This window comes from Lentzea sp. NPDC059081 (assembly GCF_042738015.1).
Lineage (GTDB): Bacteria > Actinomycetota > Actinomycetes > Mycobacteriales > Pseudonocardiaceae > Lentzea.
In genome coordinates, this window is the sequence record NZ_JBHYGW010000013.1 from 1 (window position 1) to 17,334 (window position 17,334).

A 17,334-nucleotide genomic window follows, 5' to 3' on the forward strand; every position below is an offset into this window, starting at 1 on the left:
GGAGGAGGGGTGTCAAACGGCCACGCTTTTCGGCCGTTTGACACCCCTCCTCGCGTGTGGCTCGCTCGGTAGCGCTAGACGGGGGAGCCACCACCGCACCGGAACCACCTACGCAACAGCAAGCCGCCCAACGCACCAGGCGTGCCATCAGCCTGCGCGCGGCGTTGGAGGGGGCTCCTTTGGGAGTGTCGGGGGCTTGGGGGCAGCGCCCCCGAATCAACGCACGCACCAGGAACGGCCCCAGCGCAAAGCGGCCACGCACGGACAACAGACGGGACAGCCGCCAACGAAACAGGGGGACGACCCACGCAACAGCCGCGCGCCACAGGAGCAAGCTGACGCAGGCGTCCCCCCGAAAAGTGGACCCCCTGATCAACCCGACTTTACTCAGCGGGTCCGACAAGATCAGCCGAAGCGGCCCGATCAGCCCGAACCCCGAAGAAGTCCCCACCCTTCCGCTTCACATCATCGGTCCCCCAATGCCGAACCCGATCAACGGGAACCATCCGAGGGATGTGCTTCCGGCAGTGGACGTAAGCCTCCTCCACGGACACCACCACCCACCGCTCCACCCGAGGATCGTCCGAAGCGAACTCCGAGAACTCCTCCAGCGGAGCGATCCGAGCCCGCCCGTTCACGTGCAACCCGATCAGGTCGTCGGCGAAGTCGACGAGAAGCATCCCGACGTGCGGGTTCTCCATGATGTTGCCGAGGGAAGCCATGACCCCGTTCCCCCGGTACTCGGGGTAGACGACGGTCCGCGAGTCCACGACGCGCAGGAACCCGGCCGACCCGCACCGCAGCGACGAGTCGCACGACCCGTCCGCGTCAGCGGTGGAGATGAACGCCATCTCCATCCGCTCGACGAACTCCACCATCGCCGCGTTCAGGTGATCCAGCACCTGGTCCGAGTAGAAGCGTCTAGCGCGATCGGACGTCTCCAGGGCACATTGGAGGAAGTGCTCTCCGCGTGAGCCGGGGAGCTCGACACGGTCGGGTGAGGTGGTATCAGTCAGCTCAGGCAGGGACACGCGGCCCACCCAAGCACGCAAGCGAGCAACCCGGTACAGAAGGATGCTCACATTCACACTGTTGCGGTAACAAGTAGTTGCGTAGAGTAACCATGCTTCGCTCGAAGGTGGCATCAAGGAGTCAAAGGGCTAGATCAGGGGTTACTGTCCACCCTGTCGGGGGACGGATGCTTGACGAGGAACGTCAGCGCCTTGCTGGCACCAATGCTCGACCAGGACGACAGCGCCTTGCTGGCGCCCATGAGAACGTGGAGACTGCGCGCGGACCATGACTGCGAACGCTGTGCTGAGCCCCATCCCTACCCCGCCACACCGAGAACCTCCGCCTGGCGTCACCGCGATGGTGCGGATGATCCGGGAGAGCTTCGCGGTGGTGGAGCCGCACGCCGAAGAAGTGGCGAAGTTCTTCTACGGCATGCTCTTCTCCCTCTCGCCCGCCACACGCGAGATGTTCCCCGCGAACATGGAGGTGCAACGCAGCCGCCTGCTGCGCGCCCTCGTGCACGTGGTGCAGATGGTCGACCGCCCGGACGACCTCATCCCGTTCCTGCGCCAGCTGGGCCGTGACCACCGCAAGTTCGGTGTCATCAACGTCCACTACGAGGCGGTCGGGACGGCACTGCTGTCCGCGGTGAAGAAGTTCGCCGGTGCCGCCTGGACGCCCAAGGTCGAGATGGCGTGGGCCGAGGCCTACACGCTGATGGCGCGGGCCATGCAGGAGGCCGCCGACGCCGACAACGGGCCCGCCTACTGGCACGCGACGGTGCTGGAGCACCAGCGCGTCTCGTGGGACCTGGCCGTCGTCCGGCTGCAACCGGACCACCCGGTCAACTACAAGGCCGGTCAGTACGTCAGCGTCGAAACACCGCAGCGCAAGCGCCTGTGGCGGTACTACTCGCCGGCCAACGCCCCGCGCGAGGACGGCGTCATCGAGTTCCACATCCGGTCCGTCGACGGCGGCTGGGTGTCCCGCTCGGTGGTCGGCCACACGCAGGCAGGCGACACCTGGCGCATCGGTCCGCCGATGGGACGTCTCTCGGTCGACCGCACGTCCGGGTCGGACGTCCTGATGGTGGCCGGCGGCACGGGCGTGGCGCCGATGCACGCGATCATCGACGAGATGTCTCAGTGGGGCGACAACCCCCGCGTGCACCTGTTCTACGGCGGCCGCACCCGCGAGGACCTCTACGACCTCGACAACCTGCAGCGCATCGCGACCACGAACCCGTGGCTCACGGTCGTGCCGGTGCTCGAGTCGGATCCCGGGGTCCGCGGCGTCGAGCAGGGCAGCCTGGCCGACGTCGTCACCCGCTACGGCGCGTGGGAGGACCGCGACGTCCTGGTCTGCGGCAGTCCGGCCATGATCAGATCGACGGTGTCCCGCATGCTGGTCGCCGGAACTCCGCTCGACCGGATCAAGTACGACCCGTTCACGCTGGACTAGGCTCGGCACGTCCGCGACTGGCGTGCCGAGGGTGGAAGTGACCACCGGGAAGCGACCGCCGTGTGCACCGAACGCCTGGGTGCCCGGCGTGGAGTCGCGCTGTGCTCGCTGAGACCGATCCCGCCGTGTTCGCGTTGATCAACGCGGAGGCCGACCGCCAGGCACGCAAGCTGCGCATGATCGCGTCGGAGAACGACGTGTCGCAGGCCGTGCTCGAGGCGACGGGTTCCGTGCTGACCAACAAGTACTCCGAGGGCTACCCCGGCAAGCGATACTACGAGGGGCAGCAGATCATCGACCAGGTCGAGCAGCTCGCCATCGACCGGGCGAAGTCGCTGTTCGGCGTGGACCACGCCAACGTGCAGCCGCTGTCCGGTGCGCCGGCGAACCTCGCCGTGTACCTCGCGTTCCTGCAGCCGGGCGACACCGTGATGGGCATGTCGCTGCCGATGGGCGGCCACCTCACCCACGGCTGGAGCGTCTCGGCCACGGGCAAGTGGTTCCGCGCGGTGCAGTACGACGTCCGCAAGGACACCGGCGTGGTCGACCTGGACGAGGTCCGCGCGCTGGCACTCGCCGAACGCCCGAAGGTGATCTTCTGCGGCGGCACGGCGATCCCGCGCACCATCGACTTCCCGGCGTTCGCGGAGATCGCGAACGAGGTCGGCGCGGTCCTGGTCGCCGACATCGCGCACATCGCGGGCCTCGTCGCGGGCGGCGCCCACCCGTCGCCGGTCGGCCACGCCCCCGTGATCACCACGACGACGCACAAGACCCTGCGCGGCCCGCGCGGCGCGATGATCCTCAGCACTGCCGAGCACGCGAAGGCGATCGACCGCGCCGTGTTCCCCGGCCTGCAGGGCGGTCCGCACGACCACACCACCGCGGCGATCGCCGTGGCGCTGCACGAGGCCTCGCAGCCGGAGTTCCGCGAGTACGCCCACACCGTCGTCGCCAACGCGAAGGCGCTGGCAGGCGCGTTGCTGGACCGCGGCTTCGACCTGGTGTCCGGCGGCACCGACAACCACCTGATCCTGATCGACCTCACGTCGAAGCTGATCGGCGGCAAGCCGGCGGCACGGGCGCTCGACCGCGCGGGCATCGAGCTGAACTACAACGCGGTCCCGTTCGACACGCGCAAGCCGTTCGACCCGTCCGGCATCCGCCTCGGCACCGCCGGCATCACCACCCGCGGCCTCGAGCCGGAGCAGATGCCGTCGATCGCCGGCTGGATCGACCGCGCGATCGCCGCCCACGACGACGACCAGGCACTGGACCGGATCGCGTCCGAGGTGGAAGAACTACTCGCCGCCCTCTAGCGACCTGGCGGCGGCACACACCTCACCGAGTGACCGGCGGGCGATCTCCCGGAAGTCCCCGCCGGTCTCGAGCCACCGCACGTACCCGCGGTCGAACGCCAGCACCCCGAGCTCGGCGGCCACGACGGCGTCCAGCTCGGGCACCCCGCGGTCCTTCAACGCACCGGTCATCGCGAGGGCGAACCCGACCATCTTCAACGCGGCCCGCTCCCGCAGCTCGTCGTTGCCCGCGATCACCGCCAGCCGCTGCGCCCCGTGCGACAGCCGCTCCTCCCCGAACGTCACCGCGGTGGCCACCAACGCCGCCTCGACCGCCGCCAACGCCCCGGCCTCCACCGGCGTCGCGGCGATCGCCCCGGTCATCAACCCGGCGAGCTCGTCCTGCCCCCCGAACAGCACCTCGCGCTTGTCCCGGAAGTGCCGGAAGAACGTGCTCTTCGTCAGCCCCGCGCGCTCCGCGATCTGAGCGACCGCCGTGTTCTCGTACCCCTGCTCGCTGAACAGGTCGAGCGCAGCCGCCACCAACCGCGCCCGTGCGTCCGGCTCCCATCGACCCATGCCCCCATCCTAAGTGATGCGACTTAGTCCCATCACTCTGCTACGGTTGATGAGACCAAGTCCCATCACTTGTCGCAGGAGAAGGTTTCATGAAGGTCTTCGTCACGGGCGCCAGCGGCCACGTCGGCTCGGCCCTGGTCCCGGAACTGCTGAACGCGGGCCACCAGGTAGTGGGCCTGGCCCGCTCGGACGCCTCCGCCGCCAAAGTCGACGCCCAGGGCGCCACCCCGTTGCTGGGCACACTCGACGACCTGGACGTGCTCCGCAAAGCCGCCGCCGAGTCGGACGCCGTGATCCACCTGGCGTTCAAGCACGACGAGATGTACGCAGGCGACTACGCCGGCGCCGCCCACGCCGACATCGCCGTGGTCCGCACGTTCCTCGACGAACTGTCCGGCACCGGCAAGCCCCTGATCGGCACCGGCGGCACCCTCTCGTACTCGGGCCTGGGCCACACGGCCACGGAAGAGGAACGCGTCCCGAGCGACAGCCCCCGAGGCGCCGCCCGCAACGAGATCATCGACGCCACCGACCTCCGCGGCGCCGTGGTCGTCCTCCCGCCCACCGTCCACAGCGCCCTGGACACGGCAGGCTTCATCCCGATCCTGATCAGGACCGCACGAGCCACCGGCGTCTCCGGCTACCCCGGCGACGGCACGAACCGCTGGTCAGCAGGCCACACCCTGGACGCCGCCCGCCTCTACCGCCTGGCAGCGGAAAAGGCACCGGCCGGCTCGGTCCTGCACGCGGTGGCAGAGGAGGCGATCACAATGAAGGAGATCGCCGAGGCCATCGGCCGCAAGCTGGGCGTGCCCACCGAGAGCATCCCGGCAGACCGCGCACAGGAACACTTCGGCCCACTGGCGTTCATGGTGTCGCGCGACGCCCCGACGTCGGCCGAGCAAACCAAGGCACTGCTGGGCTGGGAGCCGAAGGAACCGGGCCTCCTGGAGGACCTGGAAGCCGACTTCTACTTCGAACAGAAGTAGACGCGAGACCAAAGGCGAGCCCCTGCGAAGGCGAAGCCGAGCCCTTTGCTTTGAGCCAAGAGCGCCCGCGGTGGGGTCCCGTCACGAGTCGCACCACAGCACTCGCTGCAACGAGATGGGGGTGTCAAACGGCCACGCTTTTCGGCTGTTTGACACCCCCATCTCGTTGTGGCTCGCTCCTGGTGCGACTCGTGACGGGACCCCACCGCAACGCAACCAAACTACGAAACAGCAAGCCGCCCAACACAAACAGGCGTGCCATCAACCCGCGAGTGGCGCTGGGCCCCCGATCAGATTGCCGGGGGTTCGGGGGCAGAGCCCCTGAGGGGAAGCACGCAACCGCAACCACCCCGCCCGCACCAGGGGAACGCCACGAAACAAGGGTCGCACAGGGGGCACGCAACAGAAGGCACAAAACAGGGGAACGCAACCACCCCAGCGCAAACCACACGCTGACGCAGGCGTCCCCCTGAAAAATGGACCCCTGATCAACCCGACTTTACTCAGGGGGTCCGACAAGATTCACTTGCGCGGCTTCGGCTTCCACACCACCAGCGCGGTCTCCTGCCGAATGGGCACCAGATCCCGCCGATAAGAAGCATGCACAGCAGCAGCCGTCGAATCAGCCGCCGCCAAAGCCTGAGCAAGCTCCTGCTGCAACTCGGCAACGCGCATCCGCAACGCATCCACCTGGTTCTCCAGGTCGATGATCCGCTTGATCCCCGCGAGGTTCACACCCTCGTCCTGCGACAACCGCTGAACCTCGCGCAGCAGCACGATGTCCCGCATCGAGTACCGCCGCCCGCCACCGGAAGTGCGCCCCGGCGACACCAGCCCCATCCGGTCGTACGACCGGAGGGTCTGCGCGTGCAACCCGGACAACTGGGCGGCCACCGAGATCACGAAGAACGGCGTGTCCTCGTCAGTCCCAGGAGGGAACGGAAAACCCACGGAACTCACCGCCCTTCAAGCAGCGCGTTCAGATCTCCGCGCGGATCGTGGTCCACGGTCACCGCCGCGTACTCCTCCAGGGCCTTGCGGGCCTCGGACGAGAGGTTGTTCGGCACCGCGACCTCCAGGGTGATCAGGAGATCGCCGGAAGTGCCGTCGCGCTTCGTGATCCCCTTGCCCCGCGCCCGCATCACCCGTCCCGAGGACGTGCCGGCGGGCACCTTCAAGGTCACCTTGCCGTCCAGCGTCGGCACGGTCAACGTCGTGCCCAGAGCGAGCTCCGAGAACGTCATCGGCGCCTTCAGCGTCAGGTCGTTGCCCTGACGGCCGAACACGCTGTGCGGGTTGACGTGCACGCGCACGAACAGGTCGCCGGAGGGCCCGCCGTTGCGGCCGGGTTCTCCCTGTCCCGCAAGGCGGATCCGCTGGCCGTCGTCGACGCCCGACGGGATCCGCACGGTCAGCGTGCGGGTCCGGGTGCTGACGCCGTCGCCACCGCACTCGGGGCACGGGTCGTCGATGATCCGGCCGGTGCCGCGGCAGTCGCGGCACGGCTCGCTGAACGCGAAGGCGCCCTGCGAGCGGGTGACCAGGCCGGAACCCGAGCACGTCGCGCAGGTGTGCGGGGTGGTGCCGGGCTTGGCGCCCGAGCCGTTGCACGTCGTGCAGGCGGCCGGGGACGACAGGCGCAGTGGCACGGTCGCGCCCTTCACCGCCTCGGTGAAGTCGATGCGGACGTCGGTCTCGACGTCCTCACCACGGCGCGGGCGCGTCGGCGAACCGGCCGCCGCTCCGCCACGCCGGTTGAACAGGCCGCTGAGCATGTCGCCCAGGCCGCCGCCACCGGTGCCCTGCGCGGCACGGCCGAACAGGTCGTTGACGTCGAAGCCGCCGGAACCGAAGCCGCCGGAGCCCGGGAAGCCACCGCCACCCGCGAACAGGCGGCGGGCCTCGTCGTACTGCTTGCGCTTGGCCGGGTCCGACAGCACGCCGTAGGCCTCGGAGACCGCCTTGAAGCGGGCCTCGGCCTTGGCGTCGCCGGGGTTGGCGTCGGGGTGCAGCTCGCGGGCGAGCTTGCGGTACGACTTCTTGATCTCGTCCGCCGACGCGTCGGAGGAGACGCCGAGCTCGCGGTAGAAGTCCTTTTCGATCCAGTCCCTAGCACTCACCGGACGTCTCCTCCTCCCTAGTTCTCTTCAGCCGGCGCGGCACTGGGTGCCGGCTCGTGGTCCGTCACCGCGACGAGCGCGGGCCGGACGAGCTTGTCGCCGAACGTGTAGCCGCGGCGCAGGACGGCGGTGACCGTCGGTCCGTCGACGTCCGGGGACGTGCTGTGCTGCACGGCCTCGTGCACCGACGGGTCGAACGCCTCGCCCTCGTGCGCGAACGGCTGCAGGCCGGTCTTGGCCAGCGTGGACACGAGCTTGTCCGCCACGGCCTTGAACGCGCCGGTCAGGTCGCCGTGCGCGGCGGCCCTCTCGACGTCGTCCAGGACCGAGAGCAGCTCGCCCGCCACGGACGCCTTCGCGTTGTTGATCACCGCTTCGCGGTCGCGTTCCACCCGCTTGCGGTAGTTCGCGTACTCGGCGGTGAGCCGCTGCAGGTCGGCGGTGCGCTCGTCGAGCTGGGTCTTCAGCTCGGCGGCCACCTCGTCCACGACCTCGGCGACCAGGGGCTCTTCGGAAACCGGAGCAGTGCCTTCGGCAAGGCCCTCCTCTGGCGCCGCGTGGGCCGGCGGCCGGACCTCGCCCGTCTCGGGGTCGATCCGGCGCCGGTCGTTCACGACGACCTGAGGCTGCTCCTCGTCAGGGGCGGCGTGCCTCGGCTCGGTCACTTCTTCTCGTCCTCGTCCACGATCTCGGCGTCGACGACGTCGTCGTCCTTCTTGGCGCCCGCACCCGCGGCACCCGGCGCGTCGGCACCAGGGGCCTCGGCACCGGCGGCACCCGGCGCGTTGGCGTAGATCGCCTGGCCGATGGCCTGGGACTCGGTCGCGAGCTTCTCGACCGCCGTCTTGATGGCGTTGATGTCGGTGCCCTTGAGCGCCTCGGTCGCCTCCGCGATGGCGGCGTTGACCTTCTCCTTGACCTCGGCCGGGAGCTTGTCGTCGTTCTCCTTGACGACCTTCTCCGTCTGGTAGACGAGGGTCTCGGCCTGGTTGCGGACCTCGGCCTCCTCGCGGCGGCGCTTGTCCTCCTCCGCGTGGGCCTCGGCGTCCTTCACCATGCGGTCGATGTCGTCCTTCGGCAGCGCGGAGCCACCGGTGATCGTCATCGACTGCTCCTTGCCGGTGCCCAGGTCCTTCGCCGACACGTGGACGATGCCGTTCGCGTCGATGTCGAAGGTGACCTCGATCTGCGGCACGCCACGGGGGGCGGGCGGCAGGCCGGTCAGCTCGAACATGCCGAGCTTCTTGTTGTGCGCCGCGATCTCGCGCTCGCCCTGGAAGACCTGGATCTGCACGGACGGCTGGTTGTCGTCCGCCGTCGTGAAGGTCTCGGAGCGCTTCGTCGGGATCGTGGTGTTGCGCTCGATCAGCTTGGTCATGATGCCGCCCTTGGTCTCGATGCCGAGGGACAGCGGGGTGACGTCGAGCAGCAGGACGTCCTTGACCTCGCCCTTGAGGACACCGGCCTGCAGGGCGGCGCCGACGGCGACGACCTCGTCCGGGTTCACGCCCTTGTTGGGCTCGCGGCCGCCGGTCAGCTCCTTGACGAGCTCCGCGACGGCGGGCATGCGGGTCGAGCCACCGACGAGCACGACGTGGTCGATGTCGCCGACGGAGATGTTGGCGTCCTTGATCACGTTGTTGAACGGCGCGCGGGTGCGCTCGAGCAGGTCGTTCGTGATCCGCTGGAACTCGGCGCGCGACAGCGTCTCGTCGAGGAACAGCGGGTTCTTGTCCGAGTCGACCGTGATGTACGGCAGGTTGATCGAGGCGTTGCTGGAGCTGGACAGCTCGATCTTGGCCTTCTCAGCGGCCTCGCGGATCCGCTGCAGGGCCATCTTGTCCTTGGTCAGGTCGATGCCGTTCGCCTGCTTGAAGCGCTCGACCAGCCAGTCGACGATGCGCTGGTCCCAGTCGTCGCCACCGAGGTGGTTGTCACCGGAGGTCGCGCGGACCTCGACCACACCGTCGCCGAGCTCGAGCAGCGAGACGTCGAACGTGCCGCCACCGAGGTCGAAGACCAGGATGGTCTGCTCCTTCTCGCCCTTGTCGAGGCCGTACGCCAGAGCGGCGGAGGTCGGCTCGTTGACGATGCGGAGCACGTTGAGACCCGCGATCTGGCCGGCCTCCTTGGTGGCCTGGCGCTGCGCGTCCTCGAAGTAGGCCGGGACGGTGATGACGGCGTCGGTGATCTCCTCACCCAGGTACGCCTCGGCGTCGCGCTTGAGCTTCATCAGCACGCGCGCGGAGATCTCCTGCGAGGTGTACTGCTTGCCGTCGATCTCGTCGGTCTTCCAGGTGGTGCCGACGTGGCGCTTGACCGAACGGATGGTGCGGTCGACGTTGGTGACGGCCTGGTTCTTCGCGGGCTGACCCACGAGGACCTCGCCGTTCTTCGCGAACGCGACGATGGACGGGGTCGTCCTCGAGCCCTCCGAGTTGGCGATGACCGTCGGCTCACCGCCCTCGAGAACGGCGACGACGGAGTTGGTCGTCCCCAAGTCGATGCCGACTGCACGCGCCATTGGAGTTCCTTCCGCTAGTACTTGTTGAGCGTTGCTGGCTCAAGTTTGCCATCCGCTCAACCTTGAGCCTACCCGACTCAAGCTTTCTGACTGTGCCAACGGCCGGGAAGCTCGCGTTGTTCCCTCAGAACGCACCGAGGGCCACCCCTTGTGGAGTGGCCCTCGACACAGTCCCCCCGGACGGGTCTCAGATGGCGAACACCCGGACCTCTCCCGACCCGGTGGTCAGGTTGAGCTCGAGGGAGGCGTTCGGGTCGGTGGCGACGTGGATGTCGCGGTCACCGCTGCCCGAGTTCCCGGTGATCTTGTAGGGACCTCCCGGCACCCGCACGTTGACGTCACCGGAGCCGCTGTTGGCCCGGACGGACCTCGGCTCCGCCATGGTCAGCTCGACCCGGCCGGAGCCGGAGTCGGCGATCACGTCGCCGCTCAGGAACGACCCGTCGATGTCGCCGGACCGCGCGACGGCGAGCAGCTTGCCCTTCACCGTGTTCAGCTCGATGCGGCCGGAACCGAGATCGGCGGTCACGGTGCCACCGACCCTGGTGGCCCGGAAGTCGCCCGACCCGGCGTTGACCTTGACGTCCCCGGCGATGTCGAGCGTGGTGACGTCGCCGGAGCCGGTCGAGTACTCGACGGAGGCGACCCCCTCGACGACCGCGTCGCCCGACCCCACGTCGCCGACCACGGTGATGTCGGCCGAGGGCACGAGCACGTCGTAGTTGGCCTCGCAGTGGTCCCCGCACGAGTCCAGCACCAGCACGGTGCCCTCGACGTGGTGCGTGGGCCCGCTCGGCTTGTTGTTCTTGTTGTGCTGCACCCTGCGGTGGATCTTGGTTTCGGCCAGGCCCTGCTGGTGCCTGATCGTCACGTCCCCCGACCCGTTGCGCGCACGCACGGACGTGATCTTCTCCCCGACCACGTGGTCGTCGGAGAACTCGTACTCCACGATGCGGATGCCACAGCCCGTCAGCGCCGTGAGCACCGTCCCCGCCACCAACGCCACCAGCGCTGTCCTCATCATGCCCACAAAAGTAGAGGTGAGCCTGCTCAGGGACACGGCAGTGAGCCCCCGGAGCGGGGGTGGGGTTCTCCCTACCCCGACCTAGACGAGGTCTTCGAGCACCGCGCGCAACGCCGGCGCCGTGCGCGCCGGGTCGTTCAGGAACCTCGTCGACGCCAGCACGTGCGCCGGGGCGATGCGCTCCCAGAGCAGGCCCTCGACCGGCACCTCGACGATGTGGAGCTCCACGCTCTGCGCCCACCGGCCGATGCGCGACTCGATACCGCGCAGCACGTCGCCGATCGGCAGCGCGGCCGGGCTCTGCACCCGGTGCAGCTCCTCGATGCCCGGCTTCAGCGCGAGCGCGGCGGCGTGGCAGGCGGGGCGGGTCAGCAGCGCCGCGGCGTCCTCGGGGGTGGCGGGTTCGGCGCCGCGCGTGCACGCGACCAGCGCGTCGGCCCACCAGCCGGGCCACTCTGCGGTCACGGCGGCGCGGTCGACGCCCGCGGGCACCTGCACCGGCAACGACGGCTCCAGGCCGGGCACGTGCGGCTCGACGTCGACGGACAACGCCAGCGAGTCGCGCACGTAGAGCGCCGCGAGGAGCCCCAGGCTCACCCCGTGGCTGATGCCGGACACCTCTCGCGCGAACTTCATGGCCTCATTCTTCCCTCGCGGCGGCCGTGAAATCGTCGCGACCGCGGATCAAGAAGGACACGATTGGCTCCAGCTCGTCCTCGGTCGGCGCGACGTCGGCGATGAGGCCCTGGAGCAGCAGCCCGTCGATCGCGGCGAGGAACGCGCGGAACGCCACCGGGTCGGCCGGGCGGACCGCCTCCACCGCGAGGTCGAGCCACCGGCGTGCGGCGGCTTTCAGCTCGGGACGCCTGCCCGCCAACAGGTACAGCTCGTACTCGGCGAGCGTGCGGCCGCGGTTCTCGTCGACCGACTTGGCGATGACCTTCGCGATCTCCCGCGCGCTGCCGCCGCTCGCGACGATCTGCAGCATGTCGTCGCACAGCACCTCGGCCGACCACAGCAGCGTGGCGATCAGGAGGTCGTCGAGCGTCGCGTAGTAGTAGGTGGGCGCCGTCGTCGGCACGCCCGCCTCACGGGCCACACTGCGGTGGGTCACGCCGGCGATGCCGTCGCGTTCGATCACGCGCAGGGTCGCCTCGATGATCGCCCGGCGCTTCTTCTCGCCCCGCGCCTTGCGGCCGTCCACCTTCTGGGGCTCCATTACCGCGGTCAGTGCGTCCTCCCGAGCTCGAGCGTCACCACGCCTCCGATGATCAGGACCAGGCCGACGACCATCGTGGGGTTGAGGGTCTCGCCGAGGAACCGCCAGCCGATGATCGCCACGGACGCGACACCGATAGCCGACCACACGGCATAGGCGACGCCCACGGGCATACCCAACTTCAACGCGCGCGAAAGTGCCGTGAAGGCGATGGCGTATCCGATGACGACCACGACCGACGGCCACAGTCTGGTGAATCCCTCGGAAAGCTTCAACGACACCGTAGCGGCGATCTCGGCCACGATCGCCGCGGCCAGATACACGTACAACACGGTGGACTCCAGGGGTTTGGACGAACTACCTGAACGATTGTTCCATAAGTTTTCGATCAAGATGTGGAATCTTGACCGGTACGCGGGGAGACACCGGCCACGTCCAAGTGGTTACTCAGGAGTAACCTGTCCTAGACTCCCGCCATGACCCTCCAGCTGGTTCTCGGACTCGTCGCCGTAGCGGTGAGCGTCGTCGCCTGGGGCGTGTTCGTCACCGGCGTCTGGAAGATGATCAAGATCATCCGGCTCGGTCAGCCGGACGGGACCCGCTTCGGGCCGTTCTGGCCGCGTCTGAAGACGATGGTCGTCGAGTTCGTCGCGCACACGCGGATGGCCAAGTTCCGTTCGGTCGCCCCGTGGCACTGGATGGTGATGTGGGGCTTCCTCATCGGCTCCGCCGTCCTGTTCGAGGCCTACGGCGAGGTGTTCGACCCGCACTTCCACTGGCCGGTCATCGGCACGTGGTCGATCTGGCTGCTGCTGGTCGAGCTGCTGGGCCTCGGCACCGTCGTCGGCGGTGTGGCGCTCGCGATCATCCGCCAGCTCAACCACCCGCGCCGGGCCGACCGGATCTCCCGCTTCGCCGGGTCGAGCTTCCGCTCCGCCTACTTCGTCGAGGCGGTCGTGGTCATCGAGGGCCTCGGCATCCTCCTGGTCAAGGCCTTCAAGCAGTCGAGCGGTCTCGAGGACGCGCCGCTGTGGACGTCGTTCGTGACGCAGCCGCTCGCGCAGATCCTGCCCTCCGCGCCCATCTGGGTGTCGGTGATGGCGCTGGTCAAGCTGCTGAGCGGCATGATCTGGCTGGTCGTCGTCGGCCGGAACCTCACGATGGGCGTCGCCTGGCACCGGTTCTCGGCGTTCTTCAACATCTACTTCAAGCGCGAGGACGACGGCGGCGTCGCACTGGGCGCGCTCAAGCCGATGATGTCCGGCGGCCAGGTCCTGGACCTCGAGGAGGCCGACCCGGACAAGGACGTGTTCGGCGTCGGCAAGGTCGAGGACTTCAGCTGGAAGGGCTGGCTCGACTTCTCCACGTGCACCGAGTGCGGCCGCTGCCAGTCGCAGTGTCCCGCCTGGAACACCGGCAAGCCGTTGTCCCCCAAGATGGTCATCACGCAGCTGCGCGACCACGCGTTCGCCAAGGCGCCCTACCTGCTGGCCGGCGGCTCGCGCGACATGGCGGGCGACGAGGTCGGCCTGGTCGAGGACAAGTACGAGGACTACAAGAAGCGCCTCGAGTCGATCGACGTGCTGGCGATGGCGGAGTCCGAGCGCCCGCTGGTCGGCGGACCGGACGAGCTCGGCGTCATCGACCCCGAGGTGCTGTGGTCGTGCACGACCTGCGGCGCGTGCGTCGAGCAGTGCCCCGTCGACATCGAGCACGTCGACCACATCGTCGACATGCGCCGCTACCAGGTGCTGATCGAGTCGAACTTCCCGACCGAGCTCGGCGGGATGTTCAAGAACCTGGAGAACAAGGGCAACCCGTGGGGCCAGAACGCCAAGGACCGCCTCGCGTGGACCGAGGGCCTCGACTTCGAGGTGCCGGTGTTCGACGGCGAGCTGGGCGACGCGGAGTACCTGTTCTGGGTCGGCTGCGCCGGTGCGTTCGAGGACCGCGCCAAGAAGACGACGCGCGCCGTCGCCGAGCTGCTGCACACCGCGGACGTGAAGTACACCGTGCTCGGCCCGGAGGAGACCTGCACCGGTGACCCTGCCCGCCGCGCCGGCAACGAGTTCCTGTTCCAGATGCTCGCGCAGCAGAACGTCGAGGTGCTCAACTCGGTGTTCGAGGACCGGCCCGCCGGTCAGCGCAAGATCGTCGTGACGTGCGCGCACTGCTTCAACACGCTGGCCAACGAGTACCCGTCGGTCGGCGGCACGTACGAGGTCGTGCACCACACGCAGCTGCTGAACAAGCTGGTGCGCGAACGCCGCCTGGTGCCGGTCGCGCCGGTCACCGAGGACGTCACGTACCACGACCCGTGCTACCTGGGCCGCCACAACAAGGTTTACGAGGCACCGCGTGAGCTCATCGGCGCGTCGGGCGCGAAGCTGCGCGAGATGCCGCGGCACGAGGAGCGCTCGATGTGCTGCGGTGCCGGCGGCGCGCGGATGTGGATGGAAGAGCGGATCGGCAAGCGCATCAACCTCGACCGCGTGGACGAGGCGCTCGGCACCGCGCCGTCGAAGATCGCGACGGGCTGCCCGTTCTGCCGCGTGATGCTGACCGACGGCGTGACCGCGCGTCAGTCCGACGGCCAGGCGGGCGCGCACGTCGAGGTCGTGGACGTGGCGCAGATGCTGCTGGAGTCCGTGCGACGCGGCACGGAGAAGAAGGACACGCCGACCGACGAGGTCCCGACCGGCACGCCGCTGCCGGACGAGGACAAGGCGAAGGCCTGAGCTTCACACGAGAAAGCCCCTCGGTCCGGTGTGGACCGAGGGGCTTTCTGCTGCTGCGTCAGTCGTTGTCGGTGACCTTGTCGTAGATCACGTTCAGCAGCCAGCCGGTCAGGGCGACGATGATCGCGCCCCAGAACGCGGGCCAGAAGCCGTCGACGCGGAACGGCAGGTCGAGCTGCTCGGCGATCCACCCGGTGAACATGAACAGCAGCGCGTTCACGACGAGCCCGATCAGACCGAGCGTGACCAGGTAGAACAGGCAGCCGAAGAACTTCACGAGCGGCTTCACGACCGCGTTCACCAGACCGAAGATCACCGCCACGCCGATCAGCGTGAGGATTCTCGAGCCGGTGGTGCCCTCGCCCAGGTCGATGCCGGGGAGGGCGGTCGACACCCAGACCGCCACCGCGGTCAGCAGCACATGCACCAAGATGCCCATGCCGCGCAGACTAGCCGTGGCGAGTCCTGTGTGGTCAGGACCGGCGGCGGCGTGCCACGAAGATCGCCGGAGCCGCGACTTCCCCGTGACGCAGAACGGCCCGCGTCTCTCCCGGACGCGGGCCGTTCCGACTTACCCCCTGGTGATCAGCGTCCCCCCGGAGCGGATCCCAGCCTTAAGACACCCCAGCCCCCGCGGATGTTGCTCGACCCCGCGAATGTCACTCGAATGCAGTAGTGGACGGTTGCCACGAGCCTCCCGGCCTACGCTGATCACCATGAGCGAAAAGCCCTCGGGATCGGGCGAGAGCACCCTCACCGTCGTCCTCGCGCTGCTGGTCAACCTGGCCATCGCCATCACGAAGGCCATCGCGGGCGTTTTGACCGGATCGGCGGCGATCCTCTCCGAGGCGGCCCACTCGGTCGCCGACACGTTCACCGAGGCGCTCCTGCTGACGGCCCTGCGCCGCTCCGACCGCCCCGCCGACCGCCGCCACCCGTTCGGCTACGGCAAGGAGCGCTACTTCTGGTCGCTGCTGGCGGCCGTCTCGATCTTCGCCTCCGGCGCGATGTTCGCGTTCTACGAGGGCTTCCGCACCGTCTTCGGCGAGCCGGAGGAACAAACCTGCCCGCTGGTCGGCTACATCGTCCTGGGCCTGGCCTTCGCACTGGAGTCCGTGTCGTGGACGCAGGCGTTCCGGCAGGTGCGTTCCGAGTCGGCGGCGCACGGCCGCGGCTTCTGGGACTACCTGCGCGTGTCCGACGACCCGACCGTGAAGACGGTGTTCCTGGAGGACTCCGCGGCCCTGATCGGCCTGGTCCTCGCCTTCTCTGGCCTGGGCCTGCACCAGCTGACCGGCTCGTCGCTGTGGGACGGCCTGGCCTCACTCGCCATCGGCGTGCTGCTCGCCGTCGTGGCCTACATCCTCGCCCGCACGAACCGAGGCCTGCTCATCGGCCGCCAGGCGGACCCCGTGGTGGTGAAGGCGATCTGGAAGCGCCTCGGCGAGGTGCCGGAGGTCGACGCCGTGGTCGACGTGCTGACGATGCTGATCGGCACCGACCGCGTGCTGCTGTGCGCGAGGCTCGACTTCGACGACAACCTGACGGCCGCGGAACTGGAGCACGCCTGCGTGCGCATCTCCGCCGAGCTCCGCGACGAGTTCAAGGACCTGGACGAGATCTTCCTCGAACCCGTGCCGCGCTCCGACCCGGACCTGCGCCGCCGCGTGCTGGAACGCTACGGCTTCTAGCGGCGCGTGTCGGTGCGGTGGAAGTTGAGGTAGGCCCGGCTCGGCGTGGGCCCGCGCTGCCCCTGGTACCGGCTGCCGGCCTGCTTCGAGCCGTACGGGTGCTCCGCCGGGCTCGACAGCTTGAACAGGCAGAGCTGGCCGATCTTCATGCCGGGGTGCAACGTGATCGGCAGGTTCGCCACGTTGGACAGCTCCAGCGTGATGTGCCCGGAGAACCCGGGGTCGATGAACCCGGCCGTCGAGTGCGTCAGCAACCCGAGCCGCCCGAGGCTGGACTTGCCCTCGAGCCGCCCGGCCAGGTCGTCCGGCAACGTCACCATCTCGTAGGTGGAGCCGAGCACGAACTCGCCGGGGTGCAACACGAACGGCTCGCCCTCGGCCGCCTCGACCATGCTGGTGAGGTCGTCCTGCTGCTGGGCGGGGTCGATGTGCGTGTACTTCGTGTTGTTGAAGACCCGGAAGAACCGGTCCAGTCGCACGTCGATGCTACTCGGCTGGAGCATCTCGACGTCGAAGGGGTCGAGGACGAGCCGGCCGGACTCGACCTCTTTGCGCAGATCCTGGTCACTCAGCAGCACCCGGACAGGCTAACGGAGTTGGCGGCGTTGGCCAGCCGCCACCACAGACCGGCGTTGTGAGATGCGGCGTGAGACGTCGCGTTGCCGGGCTGTGTATGA

At 68.7% G+C, this 17,334-nt stretch carries 17 protein-coding genes and 1 riboswitch; of the genes, 5 read left to right on the plus strand and 12 right to left on the minus strand.

The genetic code is table 11. The features are described from left to right. Positions 1-383: 383 nt before the first annotated feature. Positions 384-902: a pyridoxamine 5'-phosphate oxidase family protein gene (locus ACFWV3_RS26255; RefSeq protein WP_382414657.1), complete on the minus strand. Its 519-nt coding sequence runs from the start codon at positions 900-902 to the stop codon at positions 384-386. A 469-nt stretch (positions 903-1,371) separates the two neighbouring features. On the opposite strand from ACFWV3_RS26255, the gene ACFWV3_RS26260 reads away from it, so the two are divergent. Together ACFWV3_RS26260 and glyA are read left to right on the plus strand one after the other, a co-directional pair. Continuing rightward, positions 1,372-2,475 (plus strand): FAD-binding oxidoreductase, encoded by a 1,104-nt coding sequence (locus ACFWV3_RS26260; RefSeq protein ID WP_382414659.1) that lies wholly within the window; start codon positions 1,372-1,374, stop codon positions 2,473-2,475. 6 nt (positions 2,476-2,481) lie between these two features. Continuing rightward, positions 2,482-2,563, plus strand: a riboswitch (ZMP/ZTP riboswitch). A 13-nt stretch (positions 2,564-2,576) separates the two neighbouring features. Continuing rightward, a complete protein-coding gene (gene glyA / locus ACFWV3_RS26265) occupies positions 2,577-3,794 on the plus strand; it encodes a serine hydroxymethyltransferase (RefSeq protein WP_382414661.1) in 1,218 nt (405 codons plus the stop codon). On the opposite strand, the gene ACFWV3_RS26270 is transcribed toward glyA, so the two are convergent. Then, a complete protein-coding gene (locus ACFWV3_RS26270; RefSeq protein WP_382414663.1) occupies positions 3,777-4,352 on the minus strand; it encodes a helix-turn-helix domain-containing protein in 576 nt (191 codons plus the stop codon). The two genes, glyA and ACFWV3_RS26270, sit on opposite strands and share 18 nt — an antisense overlap. An 89-nt stretch (positions 4,353-4,441) precedes the next feature. On the opposite strand from ACFWV3_RS26270, the gene ACFWV3_RS26275 reads away from it, so the two are divergent. Continuing rightward, positions 4,442-5,341, plus strand: coding sequence for an SDR family oxidoreductase (locus ACFWV3_RS26275; protein ID WP_382414665.1), 900 nt, complete (start codon positions 4,442-4,444; stop codon positions 5,339-5,341). A 522-nt stretch (positions 5,342-5,863) separates the two neighbouring features. On the opposite strand, the gene ACFWV3_RS26280 is transcribed toward ACFWV3_RS26275, so the two are convergent. The 8 genes from ACFWV3_RS26280 to ACFWV3_RS26315 all read right to left on the minus strand — a co-directional run bounded on the left by ACFWV3_RS26280 (position 5,864) and on the right by ACFWV3_RS26315 (position 12,560). Next, positions 5,864-6,292: a heat shock protein transcriptional repressor HspR gene (locus ACFWV3_RS26280; protein ID WP_382414667.1), complete on the minus strand. Its 429-nt coding sequence runs from the start codon at positions 6,290-6,292 to the stop codon at positions 5,864-5,866. Positions 6,293-6,297: 5 nt separating this feature from the next. Then, positions 6,298-7,461 carry a molecular chaperone DnaJ gene (dnaJ, locus tag ACFWV3_RS26285; RefSeq protein ID WP_382414669.1) on the minus strand — a complete coding sequence of 388 codons (1,164 nt, stop codon included), beginning with the start codon at positions 7,459-7,461 and terminating at the stop codon, positions 6,298-6,300. Between the two features lie 17 nt (positions 7,462-7,478). Next, entirely contained in the window at positions 7,479-8,126 is a 648-nt protein-coding gene (gene grpE, locus ACFWV3_RS26290; RefSeq protein WP_382414670.1) for a nucleotide exchange factor GrpE, read from the minus strand. Then, entirely contained in the window at positions 8,123-9,985 is a 1,863-nt protein-coding gene (gene dnaK / locus ACFWV3_RS26295) for a molecular chaperone DnaK (protein ID WP_382414672.1), read from the minus strand. Before dnaK ends, grpE begins: the two co-directional genes overlap by 4 nt. 187 nt (positions 9,986-10,172) lie before the next feature. After that, positions 10,173-11,009: a DUF4097 domain-containing protein gene (locus tag ACFWV3_RS26300; protein WP_382414674.1), complete on the minus strand. Its 837-nt coding sequence runs from the start codon at positions 11,007-11,009 to the stop codon at positions 10,173-10,175. 81 nt (positions 11,010-11,090) lie between these two features. Beyond that, positions 11,091-11,645 carry a hypothetical protein gene (locus ACFWV3_RS26305; RefSeq protein ID WP_382414676.1) on the minus strand — a complete coding sequence of 185 codons (555 nt, stop codon included), beginning with the start codon at positions 11,643-11,645 and terminating at the stop codon, positions 11,091-11,093. Positions 11,646-11,649: 4 nt separating this feature from the next. Next, entirely contained in the window at positions 11,650-12,228 is a 579-nt protein-coding gene (locus ACFWV3_RS26310) for a TetR/AcrR family transcriptional regulator (protein ID WP_382414678.1), read from the minus strand. Positions 12,229-12,236: 8 nt separating this feature from the next. Then, the gene (locus ACFWV3_RS26315; protein WP_382414679.1) at positions 12,237-12,560 is read right to left on the minus strand and encodes a DMT family transporter; all 324 of its coding nucleotides are present in this window, start codon (positions 12,558-12,560) and stop codon (positions 12,237-12,239) included. Between the two features lie 144 nt (positions 12,561-12,704). Between ACFWV3_RS26315 and ACFWV3_RS26320 the strand changes: the two genes are divergently transcribed. Next, positions 12,705-14,966 carry a (Fe-S)-binding protein gene (locus ACFWV3_RS26320; protein ID WP_382414681.1) on the plus strand — a complete coding sequence of 754 codons (2,262 nt, stop codon included), beginning with the start codon at positions 12,705-12,707 and terminating at the stop codon, positions 14,964-14,966. 58 nt (positions 14,967-15,024) lie between these two features. On the opposite strand, the gene ACFWV3_RS26325 is transcribed toward ACFWV3_RS26320, so the two are convergent. Then, a complete protein-coding gene (locus tag ACFWV3_RS26325) occupies positions 15,025-15,405 on the minus strand; it encodes a phage holin family protein (protein WP_382414683.1) in 381 nt (126 codons plus the stop codon). 277 nt (positions 15,406-15,682) lie between these two features. Between ACFWV3_RS26325 and ACFWV3_RS26330 the strand changes: the two genes are divergently transcribed. Next, the gene (locus ACFWV3_RS26330; protein ID WP_382414685.1) at positions 15,683-16,657 is read left to right on the plus strand and encodes a cation diffusion facilitator family transporter; all 975 of its coding nucleotides are present in this window, start codon (positions 15,683-15,685) and stop codon (positions 16,655-16,657) included. Here the strand turns inward: ACFWV3_RS26330 and dcd are convergent. Continuing rightward, the gene (gene dcd / locus ACFWV3_RS26335) at positions 16,654-17,235 is read right to left on the minus strand and encodes a dCTP deaminase (RefSeq protein WP_382414687.1); all 582 of its coding nucleotides are present in this window, start codon (positions 17,233-17,235) and stop codon (positions 16,654-16,656) included. The two genes, ACFWV3_RS26330 and dcd, sit on opposite strands and share 4 nt — an antisense overlap. Positions 17,236-17,334 lie beyond the last annotated feature (99 nt).

Excerpts from the sequence above, each read along its gene's own strand:
- ACFWV3_RS26260 (WP_382414659.1), top strand. The coding sequence starts at position 1,372 with ATGGTGCGGATGATCCGGGAGAGCTTCGCGGTGGTGGAGCCGCACGCC.
- ACFWV3_RS26270 (WP_382414663.1), bottom strand. The coding sequence starts at position 4,352 with ATGGGTCGATGGGAGCCGGACGCACGGGCGCGGTTGGTGGCGGCTGCG.
- ACFWV3_RS26275 (WP_382414665.1), top strand. The coding sequence starts at position 4,442 with ATGAAGGTCTTCGTCACGGGCGCCAGCGGCCACGTCGGCTCGGCCCTG.
- dnaK (WP_382414672.1), bottom strand. The coding sequence starts at position 9,985 with ATGGCGCGTGCAGTCGGCATCGACTTGGGGACGACCAACTCCGTCGTC.
- ACFWV3_RS26300 (WP_382414674.1), bottom strand. The coding sequence starts at position 11,009 with ATGATGAGGACAGCGCTGGTGGCGTTGGTGGCGGGGACGGTGCTCACG.
- ACFWV3_RS26305 (WP_382414676.1), bottom strand. The coding sequence starts at position 11,645 with ATGAAGTTCGCGCGAGAGGTGTCCGGCATCAGCCACGGGGTGAGCCTG.
- ACFWV3_RS26310 (WP_382414678.1), bottom strand. The coding sequence starts at position 12,228 with ATGGAGCCCCAGAAGGTGGACGGCCGCAAGGCGCGGGGCGAGAAGAAG.
- ACFWV3_RS26320 (WP_382414681.1), top strand. The coding sequence starts at position 12,705 with ATGACCCTCCAGCTGGTTCTCGGACTCGTCGCCGTAGCGGTGAGCGTC.
- ACFWV3_RS26325 (WP_382414683.1), bottom strand. The coding sequence starts at position 15,405 with ATGGGCATCTTGGTGCATGTGCTGCTGACCGCGGTGGCGGTCTGGGTG.
- ACFWV3_RS26330 (WP_382414685.1), top strand. The coding sequence starts at position 15,683 with ATGAGCGAAAAGCCCTCGGGATCGGGCGAGAGCACCCTCACCGTCGTC.